17 protein-coding genes are annotated in these 18,899 nt (G+C 63.3%); 4 read left to right on the top strand and 13 right to left on the bottom strand.

Annotated features, from left to right (window positions below):
- Positions 1 to 70 precede the first annotated feature (70 nt).
- The 5 genes from pyk to gcl all read right to left on the bottom strand — a co-directional run bounded on the left by pyk (position 71) and on the right by gcl (position 6,659).
- A complete protein-coding gene (gene pyk, locus VA602_RS23645) occupies positions 71 to 1,486 on the bottom strand; it encodes a pyruvate kinase (RefSeq protein WP_323454493.1) in 1,416 nt (471 codons plus the stop codon).
- A complete protein-coding gene (locus VA602_RS23640) occupies positions 1,483 to 2,757 on the bottom strand; it encodes a glycerate kinase type-2 family protein (protein ID WP_153773395.1) in 1,275 nt (424 codons plus the stop codon). The genes pyk and VA602_RS23640 overlap by 4 nt, the downstream gene beginning before the upstream one ends.
- Positions 2,758 to 2,998: 241 nt before the next feature.
- Positions 2,999 to 3,892, bottom strand: coding sequence for a 2-hydroxy-3-oxopropionate reductase (locus VA602_RS23635; protein ID WP_063543963.1), 894 nt, complete (start codon positions 3,890 to 3,892; stop codon positions 2,999 to 3,001).
- Between the two features lie 154 nt (positions 3,893 to 4,046).
- Positions 4,047 to 4,829: a hydroxypyruvate isomerase gene (hyi, locus tag VA602_RS23630; RefSeq protein WP_063543965.1), complete on the bottom strand. Its 783-nt coding sequence runs from the start codon at positions 4,827 to 4,829 to the stop codon at positions 4,047 to 4,049.
- A 54-nt stretch (positions 4,830 to 4,883) separates the two neighbouring features.
- Positions 4,884 to 6,659 carry a glyoxylate carboligase gene (gene gcl, locus VA602_RS23625; RefSeq protein WP_063543967.1) on the bottom strand — a complete coding sequence of 592 codons (1,776 nt, stop codon included), beginning with the start codon at positions 6,657 to 6,659 and terminating at the stop codon, positions 4,884 to 4,886.
- 257 nt (positions 6,660 to 6,916) lie between these two features.
- Here gcl and VA602_RS23620 point away from each other — a divergent pair, with 257 nt between their 5' ends.
- Positions 6,917 to 7,357, top strand: coding sequence for a GlcG/HbpS family heme-binding protein (locus tag VA602_RS23620; RefSeq protein ID WP_054893650.1), 441 nt, complete (start codon positions 6,917 to 6,919; stop codon positions 7,355 to 7,357).
- Positions 7,358 to 7,423: 66 nt separating this feature from the next.
- Here the strand turns inward: VA602_RS23620 and VA602_RS23615 are convergent, their stop codons facing one another.
- Complete coding sequence (locus tag VA602_RS23615; protein WP_054893651.1) at positions 7,424 to 8,035, bottom strand: TetR/AcrR family transcriptional regulator; 612 nt, start codon at positions 8,033 to 8,035, stop codon at positions 7,424 to 7,426.
- 131 nt (positions 8,036 to 8,166) lie between these two features.
- On the opposite strand from VA602_RS23615, the gene VA602_RS23610 reads away from it, so the two are divergent.
- A complete protein-coding gene (locus VA602_RS23610; RefSeq protein WP_151924133.1) occupies positions 8,167 to 9,081 on the top strand; it encodes a DUF808 domain-containing protein in 915 nt (304 codons plus the stop codon).
- Between the two features lie 54 nt (positions 9,082 to 9,135).
- Here VA602_RS23610 and VA602_RS23605 read toward each other — a convergent pair whose 3' ends face one another.
- From VA602_RS23605 to puuE, 7 genes are all read right to left on the bottom strand, one after another.
- The gene (locus VA602_RS23605) at positions 9,136 to 9,918 is read right to left on the bottom strand and encodes an outer membrane protein OmpK (RefSeq protein WP_054893653.1); all 783 of its coding nucleotides are present in this window, start codon (positions 9,916 to 9,918) and stop codon (positions 9,136 to 9,138) included.
- 354 nt (positions 9,919 to 10,272) lie between these two features.
- Positions 10,273 to 11,058: an outer membrane protein OmpK gene (locus tag VA602_RS23600; protein ID WP_063543971.1), complete on the bottom strand. Its 786-nt coding sequence runs from the start codon at positions 11,056 to 11,058 to the stop codon at positions 10,273 to 10,275.
- 137 nt (positions 11,059 to 11,195) lie between these two features.
- On the bottom strand, positions 11,196 to 12,551 hold the full coding sequence (locus tag VA602_RS23595) for a nucleobase:cation symporter-2 family protein (RefSeq protein WP_323454492.1): 1,356 nt from the start codon (positions 12,549 to 12,551) through the stop codon (positions 11,196 to 11,198).
- Positions 12,552 to 12,750: 199 nt separating this feature from the next.
- Complete coding sequence (locus VA602_RS23590) at positions 12,751 to 14,070, bottom strand: urate hydroxylase PuuD (protein WP_063543975.1); 1,320 nt, start codon at positions 14,068 to 14,070, stop codon at positions 12,751 to 12,753.
- Between the two features lie 56 nt (positions 14,071 to 14,126).
- Entirely contained in the window at positions 14,127 to 14,630 is a 504-nt protein-coding gene (locus tag VA602_RS23585) for an ureidoglycolate lyase (protein WP_054893657.1), read from the bottom strand.
- Between the two features lie 105 nt (positions 14,631 to 14,735).
- A complete protein-coding gene (gene uraD, locus VA602_RS23580; protein ID WP_197892486.1) occupies positions 14,736 to 15,251 on the bottom strand; it encodes a 2-oxo-4-hydroxy-4-carboxy-5-ureidoimidazoline decarboxylase in 516 nt (171 codons plus the stop codon).
- Positions 15,251 to 16,177 (bottom strand): allantoinase PuuE, encoded by a 927-nt coding sequence (puuE, locus tag VA602_RS23575; protein ID WP_054893659.1) that lies wholly within the window; start codon positions 16,175 to 16,177, stop codon positions 15,251 to 15,253. The genes uraD and puuE overlap by 1 nt, the downstream gene beginning before the upstream one ends.
- Positions 16,178 to 16,577: 400 nt before the next feature.
- Between puuE and uraH the strand changes: the two genes are divergently transcribed.
- The gene (gene uraH, locus VA602_RS23570) at positions 16,578 to 16,931 is read left to right on the top strand and encodes a hydroxyisourate hydrolase (RefSeq protein ID WP_054893660.1); all 354 of its coding nucleotides are present in this window, start codon (positions 16,578 to 16,580) and stop codon (positions 16,929 to 16,931) included.
- 248 nt (positions 16,932 to 17,179) lie between these two features.
- Positions 17,180 to 18,874, top strand: a complete 1,695-nt coding sequence (locus tag VA602_RS23565; RefSeq protein WP_323454491.1) for a ShlB/FhaC/HecB family hemolysin secretion/activation protein — start codon at positions 17,180 to 17,182, stop codon at positions 18,872 to 18,874.
- Positions 18,875 to 18,899 lie beyond the last annotated feature (25 nt).

Genomic DNA, 18,899 nt, shown 5'->3' with positions numbered 1-18,899 from the left:
CCACAGGGATTGGGCTGGCCTTTAGATTTCGAACAAGACAGTTGCTTCTACAAAATTGCAGGGCCGGTCTTCAGATCAAGGTCTCGATCCGCAAGGTATTGGTGCTCCCCGGCTGGCCGAACGGCACCCCCGCGGTGATCAGCAGGGTGTCGCCACGGCTGGCCATGCCTTGCGCCTGGGCGATCTCCAGCGCAGTCGAGCAGATCTCATCGACCTGGCGCAGGCGGTCGTTGACCACCGAATGCACACCCCAGGTGACACTGAGTCGGCGCGCGGTCTTGAGGTTCGGCGTCAGGTTGAGGATGGGGGCTCGTGGCCGCTCGCGGGCGGCGCGCAAGGTCGAGGCCCCTGACTCGCTGTAGTTGACCAGCACCGCCACCGGCAGGATGCCGCTGATGCGCCGGATCGCGCAGCTGATGGCATCCGAAACCGTGGCCTCGGCCTTGGGACGGCCGACGTCGAGCTGGGCCTGGTAGTCCGGGCCGTTCTCCACCTGGCGGATGATCTTGCTCATCATCTGCACCGCCTCCAGTGGGTAGTCGCCGGAGGCGGTCTCGGCCGACAGCATCACCGCGTCGGCGCCTTCGGCCACGGCATTGGCCACGTCGGTGACCTCGGCGCGGGTCGGAGCGGGCGAGAAGCGCATCGACTCGAGCATCTGCGTCGCCACCACCACCGGCTTGCCCAGTTGGCGGCAGGTACTGATGATGCGCTTCTGGATCTGGGGCACGCTTTCAGCCGGCACTTCCACGCCCAGGTCGCCACGGGCGACCATGATCGCATCGGACAGCTCGGCGATGGCCTGCAGTTGCTCGACCGCCGAGGGCTTCTCGATCTTGGCCATCAGGTAGGCACGTTCGCCGATCAACTGGCGCGCCTCGACGATATCCTCGGGGCGCTGGACGAACGACAGCGCCACCCAGTCCACGCCCAGTTCCAGGCCGAAGGCCAGGTCGCGGCGGTCTTTCTCGGTGAGCGGGGAGAGGTCCAGCACAGCTTGAGGGACGTTGACGCCCTTGCGGTCGGACAGCTCGCCGCCGGCCAGCACTTCGGTGTCGATGGCGTCGGCGTGCTTGGCGGTTACCCGCAGGCGCAGCTTGCCATCATCGAGCAGCAGGTCCATGCCGGGCTCCAGCGCGTCGATGATTTCCGGGTGCGGCAGGTTGACCCGGCGGCTGTCGCCGGGGGCCTTGTCCAGGTCCAGGCGCAGGGCCTGGCCACGCTGCAACTGCACCTTGCCTTCGGCGAAACGGCCGACACGCAGTTTCGGCCCCTGCAGGTCCATGAGGATGCCCAGCGGGTAGTTCAGTTGCTGCTCGACCTCACGGATCCACTGGTAGCGCAGGGCGTGGTCGGCGTGTTCGCCGTGGCTGAAGTTGAGGCGGAAGATATTCACCCCGGCTTCGACCAGCTGGCGGATGTCATCGATGCCGTTGATCGCCGGCCCCAGGGTGGCGAGGATTTTCACTTTTTTATCGGGCGTCATGATTGCGAGGTCTCGAGGATCAGGATGGCGCGGAAGTCGTTGACGTTGGTGCGGGTTGGCTCGGTGACGATCAAGGCATCGAGCGCGGCGAAGTAGCCATAGCCGTTGTTGTTGTCCAGCTCGTCACTGGCCGACAGGCCCAGGGCCTGTGCGCGGCTGAAGCTGTCCGGGGTCATCAGCGCACCGGCGTTTTCTTCGGAGCCGTCGATGCCGTCGGTGTCGCCGGCCAGTGCGTATACGCCAGGCAGGCCCTTGAGGCTTTCGGTGAGGCTGAGCAGGAACTCGGCGTTGCGCCCGCCACGGCCATCGCCGCGCACGGTGACGGTGGTCTCGCCGCCGGACAGGATCACGCAAGGGGCCTTCAGCGGCTGGCCATGCAGGACGATCTGCCGGGTGATGCCGGCGTGCACCTTGGCCACTTCGCGCGATTCACCTTCCAGATCCCCCAGGATCAGTGGGCTGAAACCGGCCTGGCGGGCTTTCACCGCGGCAGCCTCGAGCGATTGCTGGGGTTTGGCGATCAGTGTGAAGTGGCTGCGCGCCAGGGCCGGGTCATCGGCCTTGACGGTTTCCGATGCCGGGTTGTTCAGCCAGTCGATGACCGCCTTGGGCGCCTCGATGTCGTAGCGCTTGAGGATCGCCAGGGCATCGGCCGAGGTGCTCGGGTCGGCCACGGTGGGGCCGGAGGCGATGACGGTAGCCAGATCGCCCGGCACATCGGAAATGGCGTAGGTATAGACGGTGGCGGGCCAGCAGGCCTTGGCCAGGCGTCCGCCCTTGATCGCCGAGAGGTGCTTGCGCACGCAGTTCATCTCGCCGATGGTGGCGCCGGACTTGAGCAGCGCCTTGTTGATCTGCTGCTTGTCGGCCAGCGTGAGGCCCTCGGCGGGCAGTGCCAGCAGGGCCGAGCCGCCGCCGGAGAGCAGGAAGATGACGCGGTCGTCTTCATCGAGGTTGCTGACCAGTTGCAGCACGCGCTTGGCGACCGCAAGGCCGGCGGCGTCGGGGACAGGGTGGGCGGCTTCGACCACCTCGATCTTCTGGCAATTGGCGCCATGGCCGTAGCGGGTCACGACCAGGCCCGAGACTTCGCCCTGCCAGCTCTTCTCGACCACTTCGGCCATGGCGGCGGCGGCCTTGCCAGCGCCGATGACGATGACCCGGCCGCTGCGATCGGCGGGCAGGTGAGGTTCGAGGACCTGACGGGGATGGGCGGCGGCGATGGCTGTGTCGAACAGCTCGCGCAGGAGTTTCTGTGGATCGACCGACATGGCAGGCTCCCAAAATTCTTGTTGTTCTGCAGAATCGAAAACGCCCCTGGAACTGCCTCCGTGCAGGCCGAACCAGGGGCGGGTGTTGCTCGGTGTCACCCCTGAGCCTGTGGTCGCAGGTTCAGCGGTGTTGGCTGCTTCGCGGGCAAGCCCGCTTCTACAGGGTCAACGCAGTCCTCGGGGACTGTGGATCCCTCGTAGGAGTGGGCTTGCCCGCGAAGCGGCCGGTAAGGCTTACAAATTACTGGTCGTCACGAATCGAGAAGTTGGCCATGTGCTCCAGCCCCTTGATCAGTGCCGAGTGGTCCCAGTTGCTGCCACCCAGGGCCGCGCAGGTGTTGAACACCTGCTGGGCATTGGAGGTGTTGGGCAGGTTGATGCCCAGCTCCTTGGCACCCTGCAGGGCCAGGTTGAGGTCTTTCTGGTGCAGGCTGATACGGAAGCCCGGGTCGAAGGTGCCCTTGATCATGCGCTCGGCATGGACTTCGAGGATCTTCGAGGAGGCGAAACCGCCCATCAGCGCTTCGCGCACCTTGGCCGGGTCGGCGCCGTTCTTGGCGGCGAACAGCAGCGCTTCGCTGACGGCCTGGATGTTCAGGGCGACGATGATCTGGTTGGCCACCTTGGCGGTCTGGCCATCGCCATTGCCACCGACGCGCGTGATGTTCTTGCCCATGGCTTCGAACAGCGGCAGGGCGCGCTCGAAGGCTTTCGGGCAGCCGCCGACCATGATGCTCAGGGTTGCGGCCTTGGCGCCGACTTCACCGCCGGACACCGGGGCGTCCAGGTAGGTGGCGCCGGTCGCCTTGATTTTCTCGGCGAAGGCCTTGGTGGCGGTGGGGGAAATCGAGCTCATGTCGATCACCACCTTGTTCGGGCCGACGCCTTCACCGACGCCATTCTCACCGAACAGCACGCTCTCGACCTGCGGGGTGTCGGGCACCATCACGATGATGAATTCGGCTTCCTGCGCCACCTCTTTAGGGTTGGCCAGGGCCACGGCACCTGCGGCGACCAGGTCGGCAGGGGCGGCGTCGTGGTGGGTGGAGACGAACAGGCTGTGACCTGCTTTCTGCAGGTTCTGGGCCATGGGCTTGCCCATGATGCCGGTGCCGATGAAACCGATTTTAGCCATGAGAATGTGCCTCTTTGTATTTGTGATATCTCAAGCGAACTGAGCGCCTTGTGGGAGCGGGCTTGCCCGCGAATGCGGCAGGTCAGGCGACGAAGGTGTCCTTGCGGGCGCCATCGCGGGACAAGCCCGCTCCTACAGGGAGCGACTGTGTTCGTTAGATCGCGTTATGGGTTTTCAGCCAGGCGAGCCCGGCCTCGGTAGTGGTCTTGGGCTTGTACTCCGCACCCACCCAGCCCTGGTAACCGATGCGGTCCAGGTGCTCGAACAGGAAGCGGTAGTTGATCTCGCCAGTGCCCGGCTCGTGGCGGCCGGGGTTGTCGGCGAGCTGGATGTGGTTGATCTGCTTGAGGTGGGTTTCCAGGGTCCGCGCCAGGTCACCCTCCATGATCTGCATGTGGTAGATGTCGTACTGCAGGAACAGGTTGGCGCTGCCCACCTCGGCCTGGATCTCCAGGGCCTGGGCGGTGGTGTTCAGGTAGAAGCCTGGGATGTCGCGGGTGTTGATCATTTCCATGACCAGGCGGATCCCGGCGGCTTCGAGCTTGTCGGCGGCGTACTTGAGGTTGTCGACGAAGGTCTTGCGCACCTCGGCGCACTGCAGGCCTTGTGGGCGGATACCGGCCAGGGCGTTGACCTGCTTGTTGCCCAGCACCTTGGCGTATTCGATGGCCTTGTCGACGCCGGCGCGGAACTCTTCGATGCGGTCGGGGTGGCAGGTGATGCCGCGTTCACCTTTGGCCCAGTCGCCTGCAGGCAGATTGAACAGCACCTGGGTCAGGCCGTGGGCATCGAGCTGCTGCTTGATCTCGCTGGCGCTGAAATCGTACGGGAAGAGGTATTCGACACCGCTGAAGCCCGCGTCGGCGGCGGCTTTGAAGCGGGCCAGGAAGTCCTGTTCGGTGAACAGCATGGACAGGTTGGCAGCGAAGCGAGGCATGGTTGTCTCCTTGCAGATGAAAGCCCCCGGCAGCCTGCGCGGGGGCGTCGGCACTCAGTCGAGCAGCGAGATGGCGGTCGGCGCGTCGTTGCCGACCAGCGCGAGGTCTTCGAACTCGTTGACCGCGTTGATCTCGGTACCCATGGAAATGTTGGTGACGCGCTCGAGAATCACCTCGACCACCACCGGCACGCGGAACTCTTCGGCCATTTTCTGCGCCTTGAGCAGGGCAGGGGCGATCTCGCCCGGCTCGAACACGCGCAGCGCCTTGCAGCCCAGGCCCTCGACCACGGCGACGTGATCCACGCCGTAGCTGCCGGCTTCGCTGGAGTTGATGTTCTCGAACGCCAGTTGTACACAGTAATCCATGTCGAAGCCACGCTGGGCCTGGCGGATCAGGCCGAGGTAGGCGTTGTTCACCAGCACATGGACGTAGGGCAGGTTGAACTGCGCACCGACCGCCAACTCCTCGATCATGAACTGGAAGTCGTAGTCACCCGACAGCGCCACCACCTTGCGTTTCGGGTCGGCCTTGACCACGCCGAGGGCCGCGGGGATGGTCCAGCCCAGCGGGCCGGCCTGGCCGCAGTTGATCCAGTGGCGCGGCTTGTACACGTGGAGGAACTGCGCGCCGGCAATCTGCGACAGGCCGATGGTGCTGACGTAGCAGGTGTCCTTGCCGAATACCTGGTTCATTTCTTCGTATACGCGCTGCGGCTTGACCGGCACGTTGTCGAAGTGAGTCTTGCGCTGCAGGCTCGACTTGCGCTGCTGGCAATCTTCCAGCCAGGCCTTGCGGCACTTGAGCTTGCCGGCCGCTTTCCATTCGCGGGCCACTTCCAGGAAGGCGTCCAGCGCAGCGCCGGCGTCGGAGACGATGCCCAGGTCAGGGGTGAACACACGGCCGATCTGGGTCGGTTCGATGTCGACATGCACGAACTTGCGGCCTTCGGTGTAGACATCGACGGAGCCGGTGTGACGGTTGGCCCAGCGGTTGCCGATGCCGAACACCAGGTCGGACTTGAGCAGCGTAGCGTTGCCATAGCGGTGCGAGGTCTGCAGGCCGACCATGCCGACCATCAGTTCGTGGTCGTCAGGGATGGTGCCCCAGCCCATCAGGGTCGGGATCACTGGCACGCCGGTCAGTTCGGCGAACTCGACCAGCTTGTCGCTGGCGTCGGCATTGATGATGCCGCCACCTGCGACCAGCAGCGGACGTTCGGCGTCATTGAGCAGGGCCAGGGCTTTCTCGGCCTGGATTCGCGTGGCCGAAGGCTTGTGTACCGGCAGTGGCGCGTAGGCGTCGATGTCGAATTCGATTTCGGCCATCTGCACGTCGAATGGCAGGTCGATCAGCACCGGGCCTGGGCGGCCGGTACGCATCTCGTAGAAGGCTTTCTGGAAGGCGTAGGGCACCTGGCCCGGCTCCAGCACGGTGGTGGCCCACTTGGTCACCGGCTTGACGATGCTGGTGATGTCGACGGCCTGGAAGTCTTCCTTGTGCAGGCGGGCGCGGGGGGCCTGGCCGGTGATGCACAGGATCGGGATGGAGTCGGCCGAGGCGCTGTACAGGCCGGTGACCATGTCGGTGCCGGCTGGGCCGGAGGTGCCGATGCACACACCGATGTTGCCTGGGTTGGCGCGGGTGTAGCCCTCGGCCATGTGCGAGGCACCTTCGACGTGGCGAGCGAGGACGTGATCGATGCCGCCGACTTTCTTCAGGGCCGAGTACAGCGGGTTGATGGCAGCCCCGGGAATGCCGAATGCCGTCTCTACGCCTTCACGGCGCATGACCAGAACGGCTGCATCGATTGCTCTCATTTTGCTCATGATTTGTGCCTCATCGATTTTGTAATTGTATACAACTTGCTTTGCGCCAAAGTGTATTCACGCTCTGAGCTTCAGGTCAATGCATTTTCATCGGGTCGATTGGCTTTCGCTGGAAACCCCGCAGAAAAGGCGTTCTATCTGATGGAGTACGATCGTTCAAAAATATTGTATACAAAAAATCTTTTTGTTGTGTTCTATTTGCTTATCGGTTTTCAACTGCCCCTCAGGGCTTCTCACAACAAGAAGAGGACCTTTCCATGAACGCAATGACGCTCAACGTCGCCAACACCTTGGTCGCTGCTGCCCTTGCCGCCGGGCGCAAGATCGACGCCGCACCGCTGACGGTGGCGGTGCTGGATGCCGGCGGCCATCTGCTGGCCTTGCAACGCGAGGACGGTGCCAGTCTGTTACGTCCGCAGGTGGCCATGGGCAAAGCCTGGGGGGCTGTGGCCCTGGGCAAGGGGTCACGCCTGCTGGCGCTGGATGCACAGCAGCGACCGGCGTTTTTCGCGGCGTTGAACGGCTTGGGCGAGCGGTCGGTGGTCCCCGCGCCAGGTGGGGTGCTGATCCGTGATCAGGCGGGGAAAGTGCTGGGTGCGGTGGGGATCAGCGGGGACACGTCGGACATCGACGAGCAGTGCGCAATCACTGCCATTGAGGCGCTCGGGCTTACGGCTGATGCTGGGGTAGCTGTCTGATACCGCGTTGGCCTGCGCTCCCGCCAGGGCCCGTCGGCCAAGGATGGGAGCGGTGTACGCCGACCGTCAGGCCGCCTCGGGCTCACACCCCTTGAGCACCAGGCGGATGATGGTTTCGGCGGCGGCGTCGTAATCGCTGTCGGCGAGCTTGGCCTTGCCGGTCACCACGGCAATCTGCCAATCGAAGTCGGCGTAGGTTTGCGTCGCCGCCCAGATGCTGAACATCAGGTGATGTGGATCGACCGGGGCGATCTGGCCGCGTTCGATCCAGCGCTGGATGCACTCGATGTTGTGTCGCGCCTGCTCGTTGAGCTGCTCGACCTGCCCTGGCGAGAGGTGCGGGGCGCCGTGCATGATCTCGCTGGCGAACACCTTGGAGGCATGCGGCAGGTCGCGGGAGATGCGGATCTTCGAGCGGATGTAGCCGCTGAGCACTTCTTTGGGATCGCCATCGGCGTTGAACGGCGTGGACGCCTGCATGATCGGCGCGATGATGCTCTCGAGAACCTCGCGGTAGAGGTTTTCCTTCGACTTGAAGTAGTAGTAGACATTCGGCTTGGGCAGCCCGGCCTTGGCAGCGATATCGCTGGTCTTGGTGGCGGCGAAGCCTTTGTCGGCGAATTCCTCGCTGGCCGCGCGCAGGATCAGTTCCTTGTTGCGCTCGCGAATCGTGCTCATGGTCTATGAATCTTCCTGTGACTGGCCGCCTCTAATAGCGATCGGGCATGGTAGCACCGGCCCAGAGAGCGGCTCAAGGCGACGGCATTGGGCTAGAATCGGACCTTTGCAATCATTGGAAACACAACGACATGGCAGGAAGCAGCTTACTGGTGTTGATCGACGACATCGCCACGGTGCTGGACGATGTTTCGCTGATGACCAAGGTCGCGGCGAAGAAGACCGCAGGCGTGCTGGGCGATGACCTGGCGCTCAACGCCCAGCAGGTGACCGGGGTACGGGCCGAGCGGGAGATCCCGGTGGTCTGGGCGGTGGCCAAGGGCTCGCTGTTGAACAAGGCGATCCTGGTGCCGGCTGCCCTGTTAATCAGTGCATTCATCCCCTGGGCGGTCACGCCGTTGCTGATGCTTGGGGGGGCCTACCTGTGCTTCGAGGGCTTCGAGAAGCTGGCGCACAAGTTCCTGCACAGCAAGGAGGAGGATCAGGCGCAGCACACGGCACGCAAGGAGGCCGTGGCCGATGCGAATGTCGACTTGGTCGCCTTCGAGAAGAACAAGATCAAGGGCGCAGTGCGCACGGACTTCATCCTCTCCGCCGAAATCATCGCCATCACCCTCGGTACGGTGGCCGATGCGCCGCTGAGCCAGCAGATCATCGTGCTGTCAGGCATTGCCGTGGTCATGACATTGGGTGTGTACGGGCTGGTGGCCGGAATCGTCAAGCTCGATGACCTGGGGCTGTGGCTGACCCGCAAGGGCTCGAGCCTGGCACAAGCGGTCGGCAATGGCATCCTGCGTGCGGCCCCCTACATGATGAAGAGTCTGTCGGTGATCGGCACCGCGGCCATGTTCCTGGTCGGTGGCGGCATTCTCGTGCATGGCATCGCGCCGCTGCACCATGCCATCGAGGCTTTTGCCGACGGACGTGGCGGAGCGCTGACCGGGGCGTTGATCAACGGCGTGCTGGGAGTGGTAGCCGGGGCGGTGGTGCTGGCGGTGGTAAGTGTGGCTGGCAAGTTGTGGCGGATGCTGCGGCCAGCAGCGTGATCATCGGTGGGTCTGCTTCGCGGTTTTACCCGCGAAGCAGACCCACCGCTCAAATCAGAAGTGCACCTTGACCAGGAAACTCATGGTGTTCTGGTCAGTGGTGAAGGCATCGCTGTCCTTGATCCCGTACTTGTCGCTCCAGTAGTCGTACTCGATACCGACGTACAACTGCTTCTCACCCAGGTGCAATGCCTTGCCCAGGTCATATTTGACCTGCGGGTTGAAGTGCAGGTTGGCGTGGTAGCTGCCACGGCTGTTCTCGTCGTTGTCCACCACCCAGTCCATGAAGCCGTCGATCAGCACATCCGATGAGCCCACGGGAATGGTGTAGGACCACACTGGAGTGATCTGCCAGACATGATCACCCGGGCGGCTGCCATCGGTGGTGCGGTGGTAGAAGTTCAGCTGGAAATAGTCGAAGCCAGGAATCGCCAGGTCGAAGCCAGGGCCGATCAGGTAGGACTCGGTATCACCCTCGCCGAACTCGTAGGTCATGGCCAGCAGCACATCCTTGACCGGGCCGAACTCCAGCTTCTGGTCGAAGATCTTGCCGAACGACAGGCGCGGGCTGATCTCGCCGTAGTAGGTGTTCGGGCCGTTGTTCGCGTCTTTCTTGCCCTGGTAGAAGATCTTGTCGACGAAGATGAAGTTGTCGCCGTACTTCCAGGCATCTGCGTGCTCGAAGGTGACGGTCTGCTGGGTCTCGGGGTTGACCTTGAAGTTCTTGCCCCAGAGGTAGGTCAGGCTGTTGGTCTGCCACTGCAGCAGGTCGTCGGCGAAGCTGGTGCCGCAGGCGAGCAGGCCGCCGGCGAGGATCAGGCTGTTGATGATGCGCATTGCGTGTGTCGCTCCCTTGATTGGATGTTGCTGTCAGCGCTCGTGTCGGCGCCTTTCTTGTCTTTCGGGTCAGTTTTTTCGGGTTGGCCACAGCTCTCTGGCAAGTGCTGCGCCAACTTTCCGGGTTGGTCACAACCATCCTGCTCGACGTCGTTCTGAACGGATGAAAAGGGTGTTTCTGGCTGGCGAAACATCGACCAACCGCCCGAATTCATTGACTGAGCGGTCAGTAAACGCGGGCAGGATCCGGCCTGCCCTGAGCGAGGGGGCGCGCAGATTACTGGCTTGCGCGCCGGTCCTCAAGTGCTCCGTCCTGGAGCGCGGTGATACAAAATTGGGCGTTCGGTCAGGTTCTTAGAAATGCACCTTGACCAGCGCACTGGCCACGCTCTGGTTGCTCTGCAGATTGCCGCGGCTGTCGATGCCGTACTTGTCCTTCCAGTAGCTGTACTCGAACCCGACATACAACTGCTTGGCGCCCAGGTTGAGGGCCTTGCCCAGGTCGTACTTGACCTGTGGGTTGAAGTGCAGGTTGGCGTGGTAGGTGCCGCGGCGGGTCTGGTCGTTGTCGGTCACCCAGTCCATGTAGCCGTCGATCAGAAGGTCGGAGCGGCCCAGGGGAATGGTGTACGACCAGCCGGGGGTGAACTGCCAGACGTTGTCGCCGGGGCGACTGCCCTCGGTGTTGCGCAGGTAGATGTTGAGGTAGAAGTAGTTGAAGCCAGGGATGTCCAGGTCGAACCCGGGGCCGATCAGGTAGGCGGCGTTCAACCCTTCGCCACGCTCGTAGGTCATGGCCAGCAGCACGTCCTTGACCGGGCCGAAGGCCAGCTTGCGGTCGAGGATCTTGCCGAACGACAGGCGCGGGCTGAATTCGCCGTAGTAGGTGTTCACACCTTTGCTGGCGTCGGTCTTGCCGTTGTAGAAGATCTTGTCGATGAACAGGAAGGTATCACCGTACTTCCACTTGTTGGCGTGCTCGAAGGTGATGGTCTGCTGGATGTCCGGGTTGACCTTGAAATCCTTGCCGTAGAGGTAGGTCAGGCTTTCGCCGTGCCATTGCAGCCAGTCGCCCGCGAACGCGGGGAGGGTGGCCAGCAGGCTGCTGCCCAGCAACAGGGACGAGGTGGTGCGCTTCATGTGCGAATTCCCGTGTTCTTGTTGTTGTTCGAGGTTTCTTCGGCGCGCAGGCGCCCCGGACGGCCCGCTCCCGTGGGCCGCCGGTACTGCGTTTCACTGCTTGGACGAGACGGGCGGCCAGGGCGCCGCCCGCTGACTCAGTGCGGGTGACAGGCCTCGTTGTGGGCCGCGCGTTCGGCGCCCCCGAGGATGTTGAACAGCACGTTCAGTATCAGGGCGCTGAGCGTGGCCATGGCGATGCCGCTGTGGGTGATGGGCTCCATCCACTGGGGCATCTGCGCGAAGAACTCCGGACGCACCACCGGGATCAGCCCGAAGCCGACGCTGACTGCGACCAGCAACTGGTTGCGCCGGTCACTGATGTCGGCCTCCTGGAGGATCTTGATGCCGGTGGCGGTGACCATGCCGAACATGGCAATGGATGCGCCGCCCAGTACCGCAGGCGGGATCGAGGCGATCAGGAAGGCCGCCTTGGGCAGCAGGCTGAGCAGGATCAGCAGCGCGCCCGCGACCACCGTGACGTAGCGGCAGCGCACCCCGGTCATCTGCACCAGGCCGATGTTCTGGGCGAAGGAGGAGTGGGTGAAGGTGTTGAAGAAACCGGCCACGAACGAGGCGCCGGCATCGCACAGCAGGCCGCGACGCAGCATGCCGGGTGTCACCTCGCGGTCGGTCACCTTGCCCAGGGCCAGGAACATGCCGGTGGACTCGACGAAGATGATCACCACCACCAGGCACATCGACAGGATCGGCGCGAGGCTGAAGGTCGGCATGCCGAAGTGCAGTGGCGTGACCACCTGCAGCCACGGCGCTTCGTTCAGGCCCGACAGGTCGACCATGCCGATGGAACCGGCCAGCACATAACCCAGGCCCATGCCCACCAGCACCGACACGTTGACCCAGAAGCCATGCATGAAGCGATTGATCAGCAGGATCACGGCCAGCACCAGGCCTGCGACCATCAGGTAGATCGGCGAGCCGAAGGTTGCCGCCTGTTGCCCGCCGCCGGCCCAGTTGACCGCGACCGGGAACAGCGACAGGCCGATGGAGGTGATCACGGTACCTGTGACCAGCGGCGGGAAGAAGCGCACCACCTTGGACATGAACGGCGCGATCAGCATGCCGAAGAACCCGGCAGCGATGGTCGCGCCGAAGATCCCTTGCAAACCCACACCGGGCATGCCGGCCATGGCCACCATGCTGCCGACGGCGGCGAAGCTTGCACCCATCATCACCGGCATGCGGATGCCCACCGGGCCGATGCCGAACGACTGGATGATGGTAGCGACACCGGCCACGAGCAGGTCGGCGTTGATCAGGAAGGCGACTTCTTCACGGGACAGCCCGGCGGCCTGGCCGATGATCAGCGGCACGGCGATGGCGCCGCCGTACATCAGCAGGACATGTTGCAGGCCCACCAGGATCAGCTGGAACAGGGGCAGGGGCTGTCGCGGCGGCGCAACGGGGATGTACGCCTTGGGTGACTCGGACATGCAGCACCTCGAGTTTTGTTTTTATTCTCGGATCCAAGCGGGCGGCTCCAGGCGGCAGGCGCTTCGGTTGAAGGACCTGGGGTTCCCGGATGGAGCCGTACGCTCGATGCTTGCTTGTTACGGTGTTTCATTGGAAGCGAGGCCGGCAACACCGGCCTCTACGCGGGCAAGCCCGCTCCCACAAACAGGATGTGGGGTGTCAGTTGACCGGGGCACCCTTGGCGATCCAGTCGCCGACCAGCTTGCGTTCCTCGACGGTCATCTGGGTGATGTTGCCCAGCGGCATGATCTGGCTGGCGACAGCCTGCGCCTGGATGCGCGCGGCCTGGGCCTGGATCTGCTGCGGGGTGTCGAACATCACGCCGCCCGGGGCGGTGCTGAACAGTGGGCTGGTCGGTTTCGACGAATGGCACACGGTGCAGCGTTCCTGGATGACGTTGTGGATCTTCTCGAAGTTGCCGGGCGCAGCCTGGGCGGTGGCCTGGGCCGGCGCTTCGGCAGGTGCCTGGGCAGCCTTGGCAGCTTCCTCGGCGCGCAGCTCGGCAGCGGTCTTGCCGCCGACTGCAGTGGCGGGCAATGGCTGGTACTCGATCTTCGCAGCAGCCTGCTCGGGCGAGGTCGGCAGCGGCTTGGGACCGGTCACATAGGCCAGGCAGATCATCGCCAGGGCACCTACAGGGAGGGTCCAGGCGTACTTGTTGCTGTCGTGGCGGGTGTTGAAATAGTGACGGATCAGTACCGCAGCCACTGCGATCCCGGCCAGGATCAGCCAGTTGTACTGGCTGCCGTAGGTGCTCGGGAAGTGGTTGCTGATCATGATGAACAGCACCGGCAGGGTGAAGTAGTTGTTGTGTCGCGAGCGCAGCAGGCCCTTGGCCGGCAGTACCGGATCAGGGGTCTGGTTGTTCTCGATCGCCGCCACCAGCTGGCGCTGGGCCGGCATGATGATGCGGAACACGTTGCCCACCATGATGGTGCCGATGATCGCGCCAGTGTGCAGGTACGCGCCACGACCGCTGAACACCAGGCTGAAGCCCCAGCACGCCGCGATGATCAGCACGAACAGCACGGCGCCGAGCAGGGCGGGGCGCTTGCCCAGTGGTGAGTCGCAGAGGAAGTCGTAGACGAACCAGCCGACGACCAGCGAGCCGATGCCGATGGCCACGCCTTCGGCGCCGCTCAGGGTGCTGCCAGGTGCCAGCAGGTACAGGGTTGGGTTCCAGTAGAACACCACGCACAGCAAGGCGATCCCGGACATCCAGGTGAAGTAGGCTTCCCATTTGAACCAGTGCAGGTTCTCGGGCATTTTCGGTGGTGCGAGCTTGTATTTCTCCAGGTGGTAGATACCACCGCCATGGATGGCCCAGAGGTCACCTGACAACCCATCGCGCGGGTTGCTTCGATTCAGGTGGTTCTCCAGCCAGACGAAGTAGAACGATGCACCGATCCAGGCCACGCCGGTGATCATGTGAACCCAGCGAATGCTCAGGTTCAGCCATTCGTGAAGGTGTGCTTCCACAGTATGTACCTCTGCCGATCACCGACAGGCCGAGACCCGGGATGACCGACCTTTTCTTATTGGTGGGGATTGAGGATCAACATCTGTTCCTCGGTGAAGTAATGCTCGTCGCAGTTGTTGCCGGAACCACTGCGATCAACCACCAGGAAGTCATCCCGCTTTTCGATCGTCAGCACCGGGTGGTGCCAGACGCCGCGATGGTAATTAACGCCCTGCCTGCCGTTGCTGCGGAAGGCTCGGACCAAGCCTGATACAGGTGCATCGCCAACTGGCGCGACCACGATCAGAAAGGGGTTGCCGAGCAGCGGAATGAAAGCCTGGCTGCCCAGCGGATGGCGCTCCAGCATGCGTACGGTCAGCGGCATCTCCAACGCGTCGGCGCGGAAGATGCTGATGATCGCCTTGTCTTCCGGCTCGGCGGTCTCGACCGTGGCGAGCTTGTGGAAGCGCATGGTCGAGCCGTTGTTGATCATGAAGTGGTCGCTGCCATCGGTTTCGATCACGTCACCGAACTGGGCGAAGGCTTCTTTGGTCAGGGGCTCGATCATCAGGGTACGCATGCGGTTATCTCTTCTGTATTCGTTATCGGTATGTAGGGCGGACCTCGTTCGGGCAGGCCCTGGGTGCGGTCGCGTCACGCACTCGGGCCAGTCCGGGTTTGGTCCTCAAAGCTGCAGCAGGCGGAACAGGGCGATCAGGTTGATCTGCGCCAGTGCTTCCTTGAATTCGGCATCGGTGTCGTTGTGGATGCGCTTTTCGAAGGAGGCGAGGATCTGGTGCCGGTTGCTGCCCTTGACCGCCATGATGAACGGAAACTGGAATTTTGCCTTGTAGGCGTCATTGAGTTCGGTGAAACGTGCGAACTCTTCGGCAGTGCACTGGTGAATGCCGGCGCCGGCCTGTTCGTTGGTGCTCGATTCGGTCAGTTCGCCCTGCACCGCTGCCTTGCCGGCCAGGTCCGGGTGAGCGTTGATCAGCGCCAGTTGCTCGGCGTGGCTGGCGCTGAGCAGGATGTCGCTCATGCGCTGGTGCAGCACCTCGATCTCGTCCAGCTCGCTCAGGTTGCCCAGCGCGTAGGCTTTTTCGGCGACCCACGGCGAGTGCTCGTAGATGTCGGCGAAGGCCGCGACGAAGGCGTCACGGCCGAGGCTCGAGGGCTTGAGGGTGTTGAAAGCGGTCATCAGGCGTTCTCTTTCTTGTACGGATGGGTGGCGTGCCAATGGCGGGCGATGTCCACGCGACGGGCGAACCAGACCTGCTCGTGGCTCTTGGCGTACTCGACGAAGCGCTTGAGCGCGGCCAGGCGCGCGGGGCGGCCGACCAGGCGGCAGTGCAGGCCGATGGAGAGCATCTTCGGCGCGTGCTCGCCTTCTTCGTAGAGCACGTCGAAGGCGTCCTTGAGGTACTGGAAGAACTGCTCGCCGCAGTTGAAGCCCTGCACCTGGGTGAAGCGCATGTCGTTGGTGTCCAGGGTGTAGGGGATCACCAGGTGCGGCTTGTCGGTAGGGTTGTTCGGCTCCCAGTAGGGCAGGTCGTCGTCGTAGGTGTCGCTGTCATAGAGGAAGCCGCCTTCCTCCATCACCAGGCGCCGGGTGTTCGGGCCAGTTCGCCCGGTGTACCAGCCCAGCGGGCGCTCGCCGGTCAGTTCGGTGAGGATGCGGATAGCCTCGAGCATGTGCTCGCGCTCCTGCGCCTCGTCCATGTACTGGTAGTCGATCCAGCGGTAGCCGTGGCTGCAGATCTCATGGCCGGCCTCGACCATGGCGCGGATCACGTCCGGGTGGCGCTGGGCGGCCATGGCCACGGCGAACACGGTCAGCGGTACGCCGGTGTCCTTGAACAGCTTGAGCAGGCGCCACACCCCGGCGCGGCTGCCGTATTCGTAGAGCGACTCCATGCTCATGTTGCGCACGCCCTGCAGCGGCTGGGCAGCCACCATTTCAGAGAGGAAGGCTTCGGACTCCTTGTCACCGTGCAGGATGTTGCGCTCGCCACCTTCTTCGTAGTTGAGCACGAAAGACAGGGCAATGCGGGCGTTGCCCGGCCATTGCGGGTGAGGTGGGTTGTTGCCGTAACCGATCAGGTCGCGAGGGTAGTCAGCGCTCACTGCAGTCTTCCTTATGTTCGTAGGTGCGGGTGGTGGGTGGACCGCGGCGGGTTGTCGCACGCACCGGATGGGGTGATTGTATACAACTTATTTGACCATTTGTAAGCCCGTTTTTCCGCATTTCTTCCCACTTGTCGCCTCAAACTCAGGCTGGAAAAGCACTGCAAGAAACCTGCCTGATCGGTCAGATAATACCTCGGCCTGCTGCACAGGCCCTGTATTTGCGACGGATGCTCGTGCTCGCAAGGCCTGCCATGAGCGGTGCGCAGCGGGGTTCAAAAAATTGTGTACAATCTGAATCGAAAGTGTCTTAATGAGCCCATTCCGGCATTTCGTCAGCCTCGTGTTGGTGCATGCCGTGTATTTTCTGCCCATGCAAACGACAAGAGGCGACAAGCAAATGGGACGTTTGACCACACACGTACTGGATGCCGCTCACGGCTGCCCGGGCAGCTCGATCAAGGTCGAGCTGTACCGTGTCGAAGGCCAGCAACTGGAGTTGGTGAACAGCGCACTGACCAACAGCGATGGCCGCGTCGATGCGCCTTTGTTGCAGGGCGATGACTACCGTACCGGTGTCTACCAGTTGCAGTTTGCCGCCGGGGACTACTACCGGGCCAAGGGTGTTGCACTGCCTGACCAGGCGTTTCTCGATGTCGTGGTGCTGCGCTTCGGCATCGATGAAGGGCAGGAGCACTATCACGTGCCGCTGCTGATCTCGCCGTACAGCTATTCGACCTATCGCGGGAGCTAGTTGGTCGCTAGAAGAATCTTCGTAGGTCCTTGCCCGCTATCACACTGGCGGGCTTTTTTCATTCTGTAGCAATTGCCCGAAACCCCGCCCGATCCCCCCGACCCGCATCCCTTCGCTATCCAAGCACGGAAACGAATCAGCGTTCGTCGCAAAGCACTAAGTGGCGCATTGATGGCGTGGTTCTGCTCTTGTATCCTTCGCTCCCTTTCGCAGTGATGCGATCAGTTCTCAAGTGACGGATTACTTGCATGTCCCTCTTCCTCCGTGCGCTGGCGACCGGCTTTGCGCTCCTGCCGCTGCTTGCCAGTGCCGCCCCCTTCCAGTCTCCCGGCGACCGCGACCTGATTCGTGACCGTCAGGAAAACCTTCTGCAAGAGCAGCGCAAGCGCCTTGAGGAACTGCAGCAATTGCCCGGCAAGCAGGCCCCACAAGCCCCTGTGGCGCCCTCGGAGCAAGGGCGGTGCTTCCAGATCCGCAGCGTCGAGCTGCGAGGTGCGACCCTGCTCAGCGAGCGGCAGCGCCAGGCACTGGTCGACGGCTATGAAGGCAAGTGCCTGCAGGTGGGCGAGCTCAACGGCCTGCTCAAGCGCATCACCGATCACTACATCGACCGCGGCTACCTGACCACCCGTGCCTACCTGCCGCAGCAGGACCTGGGTTCGGGCATCCTGCAGATCATCATCGTCGAAGGGCGCCTGGAAGGCCTGGACAGCTCAGCGCTTGCCAGCCCACGGGAAATGGCCATGACCTTCCCCGGCCAGGTCTCCGAAGTGCTCAACCTGCGGGACATGGAGCAGATGGTCGACCAGCTTGGTCGCTTGCCGTCGCGTCAGGTCGAAGTCGAGCTGGTGCCAGGCCAGGAAGTCGGCGGTAGCCGCGTGCAGCTCAAGGGCCAGCGTGACAAACCCTGGCGAGTCTCGGCCAGCCGCCACAACAATGGTGATGCCAGCAGCGGCGAGCAACAGATGAACCTGGGCCTGGAGTGGGACAGCCCGTTGGGCCTGGCCGATCAGCTGAGCCTCAGGGGCGGGCGTGATGTGGTCAGCGACCACTGGCGCCATTCCGACAGCCATGGCCTGAACTACAGCCTGCCGTGGGGCTGGTGGACCTTCAACTACAGCTACAACCACAACTACTACCGCACCCGCGACACCTCCAGCGGCTTTCCCTTCAAGCTCGACGGCGACAACAGCGTGCACCAGTTCCAGGCCGAACGGGTGATCCACCGCGACAGCCTGAGCAAGACGGCGGTGAACATCGGTGTGAGCCACTTGCGCGCGCGCAACTACCTTGACGACACCCTGATCGATGTCTCCAGCACCCGCATCACCGAGCGTCAGCTTGGCGTCAACCACGGCCGACGCATCGGCAATGCCTTCGTCAACCTCGATGCCGGCTGGCAGCAGGGCATCGGCGCGCTCGACGCCCAGGGCGCAGGCGACCCCCACGGCAACGAACCGGTGTCGCGCTACAACAAGTACACCCTGACCCTGAGCTACCTGCAGCCGTTCCAGCTGTGGGGCGAACAGTTCAGCTTCGACAGCCTGGCCACCGGCCAGCGCAGCGAGGACGCGCTCTACAGTGCCCAGCGCATCAGTGTCGGCGGGCTGACCTCGGTGCGTGGCTTCAAGGATCAGACCCTCACCGGCGACAGCGGCGGCTACTGGCGCAACCAGTTGCGCTGGCGTCGGCCGGTCACCTGGGCAGCGCTGCAGCCCTGGTTGCGCGAATACGGCATGGCGTTCGCCTACGACGCCGGTGTGATCAAGGGCCAGCATGGCAACGGCAAGGACCATGGGCGCCTGAGCGGCAATGCCCTGGAGTTCAATGTGCGCGGCCAATACTTCGCTGCCAGCGCAACCTTTGCCCGTTCGCTGGAGCGCCCCGATGCGGTAACCCGCCGCGAGCACCCGATCTATTTCCGCGTCGACGCCTTCTTCTGAGCGCCGGCCCTACCCATTACCCGTG

This window comes from Pseudomonas machongensis (genome assembly GCF_034961125.1).
Classification (GTDB): domain Bacteria; phylum Pseudomonadota; class Gammaproteobacteria; order Pseudomonadales; family Pseudomonadaceae; genus Aquipseudomonas; species Aquipseudomonas machongensis.
Note: the sequence above shows the minus strand (reverse complement) of the source record. Positions and strands in the feature narration are given on the sequence as shown.

Excerpts from the sequence above, each read along its gene's own strand:
- pyk (WP_323454493.1), bottom strand. The coding sequence starts at position 1,486 with ATGACGCCCGATAAAAAAGTGAAAATCCTCGCCACCCTGGGGCCGGCG.
- VA602_RS23640 (WP_153773395.1), bottom strand. The coding sequence starts at position 2,757 with ATGTCGGTCGATCCACAGAAACTCCTGCGCGAGCTGTTCGACACAGCC.
- VA602_RS23635 (WP_063543963.1), bottom strand. The coding sequence starts at position 3,892 with ATGGCTAAAATCGGTTTCATCGGCACCGGCATCATGGGCAAGCCCATG.
- hyi (WP_063543965.1), bottom strand. The coding sequence starts at position 4,829 with ATGCCTCGCTTCGCTGCCAACCTGTCCATGCTGTTCACCGAACAGGAC.
- gcl (WP_063543967.1), bottom strand. The coding sequence starts at position 6,659 with ATGAGCAAAATGAGAGCAATCGATGCAGCCGTTCTGGTCATGCGCCGT.
- VA602_RS23620 (WP_054893650.1), top strand. The coding sequence starts at position 6,917 with ATGAACGCAATGACGCTCAACGTCGCCAACACCTTGGTCGCTGCTGCC.
- VA602_RS23615 (WP_054893651.1), bottom strand. The coding sequence starts at position 8,035 with ATGAGCACGATTCGCGAGCGCAACAAGGAACTGATCCTGCGCGCGGCC.
- VA602_RS23610 (WP_151924133.1), top strand. The coding sequence starts at position 8,167 with ATGGCAGGAAGCAGCTTACTGGTGTTGATCGACGACATCGCCACGGTG.
- VA602_RS23605 (WP_054893653.1), bottom strand. The coding sequence starts at position 9,918 with ATGCGCATCATCAACAGCCTGATCCTCGCCGGCGGCCTGCTCGCCTGC.
- VA602_RS23600 (WP_063543971.1), bottom strand. The coding sequence starts at position 11,058 with ATGAAGCGCACCACCTCGTCCCTGTTGCTGGGCAGCAGCCTGCTGGCC.
- VA602_RS23595 (WP_323454492.1), bottom strand. The coding sequence starts at position 12,551 with ATGTCCGAGTCACCCAAGGCGTACATCCCCGTTGCGCCGCCGCGACAG.
- VA602_RS23585 (WP_054893657.1), bottom strand. The coding sequence starts at position 14,630 with ATGCGTACCCTGATGATCGAGCCCCTGACCAAAGAAGCCTTCGCCCAG.
- uraD (WP_197892486.1), bottom strand. The coding sequence starts at position 15,251 with ATGACCGCTTTCAACACCCTCAAGCCCTCGAGCCTCGGCCGTGACGCC.
- uraH (WP_054893660.1), top strand. The coding sequence starts at position 16,578 with ATGGGACGTTTGACCACACACGTACTGGATGCCGCTCACGGCTGCCCG.
- VA602_RS23565 (WP_323454491.1), top strand. The coding sequence starts at position 17,180 with ATGTCCCTCTTCCTCCGTGCGCTGGCGACCGGCTTTGCGCTCCTGCCG.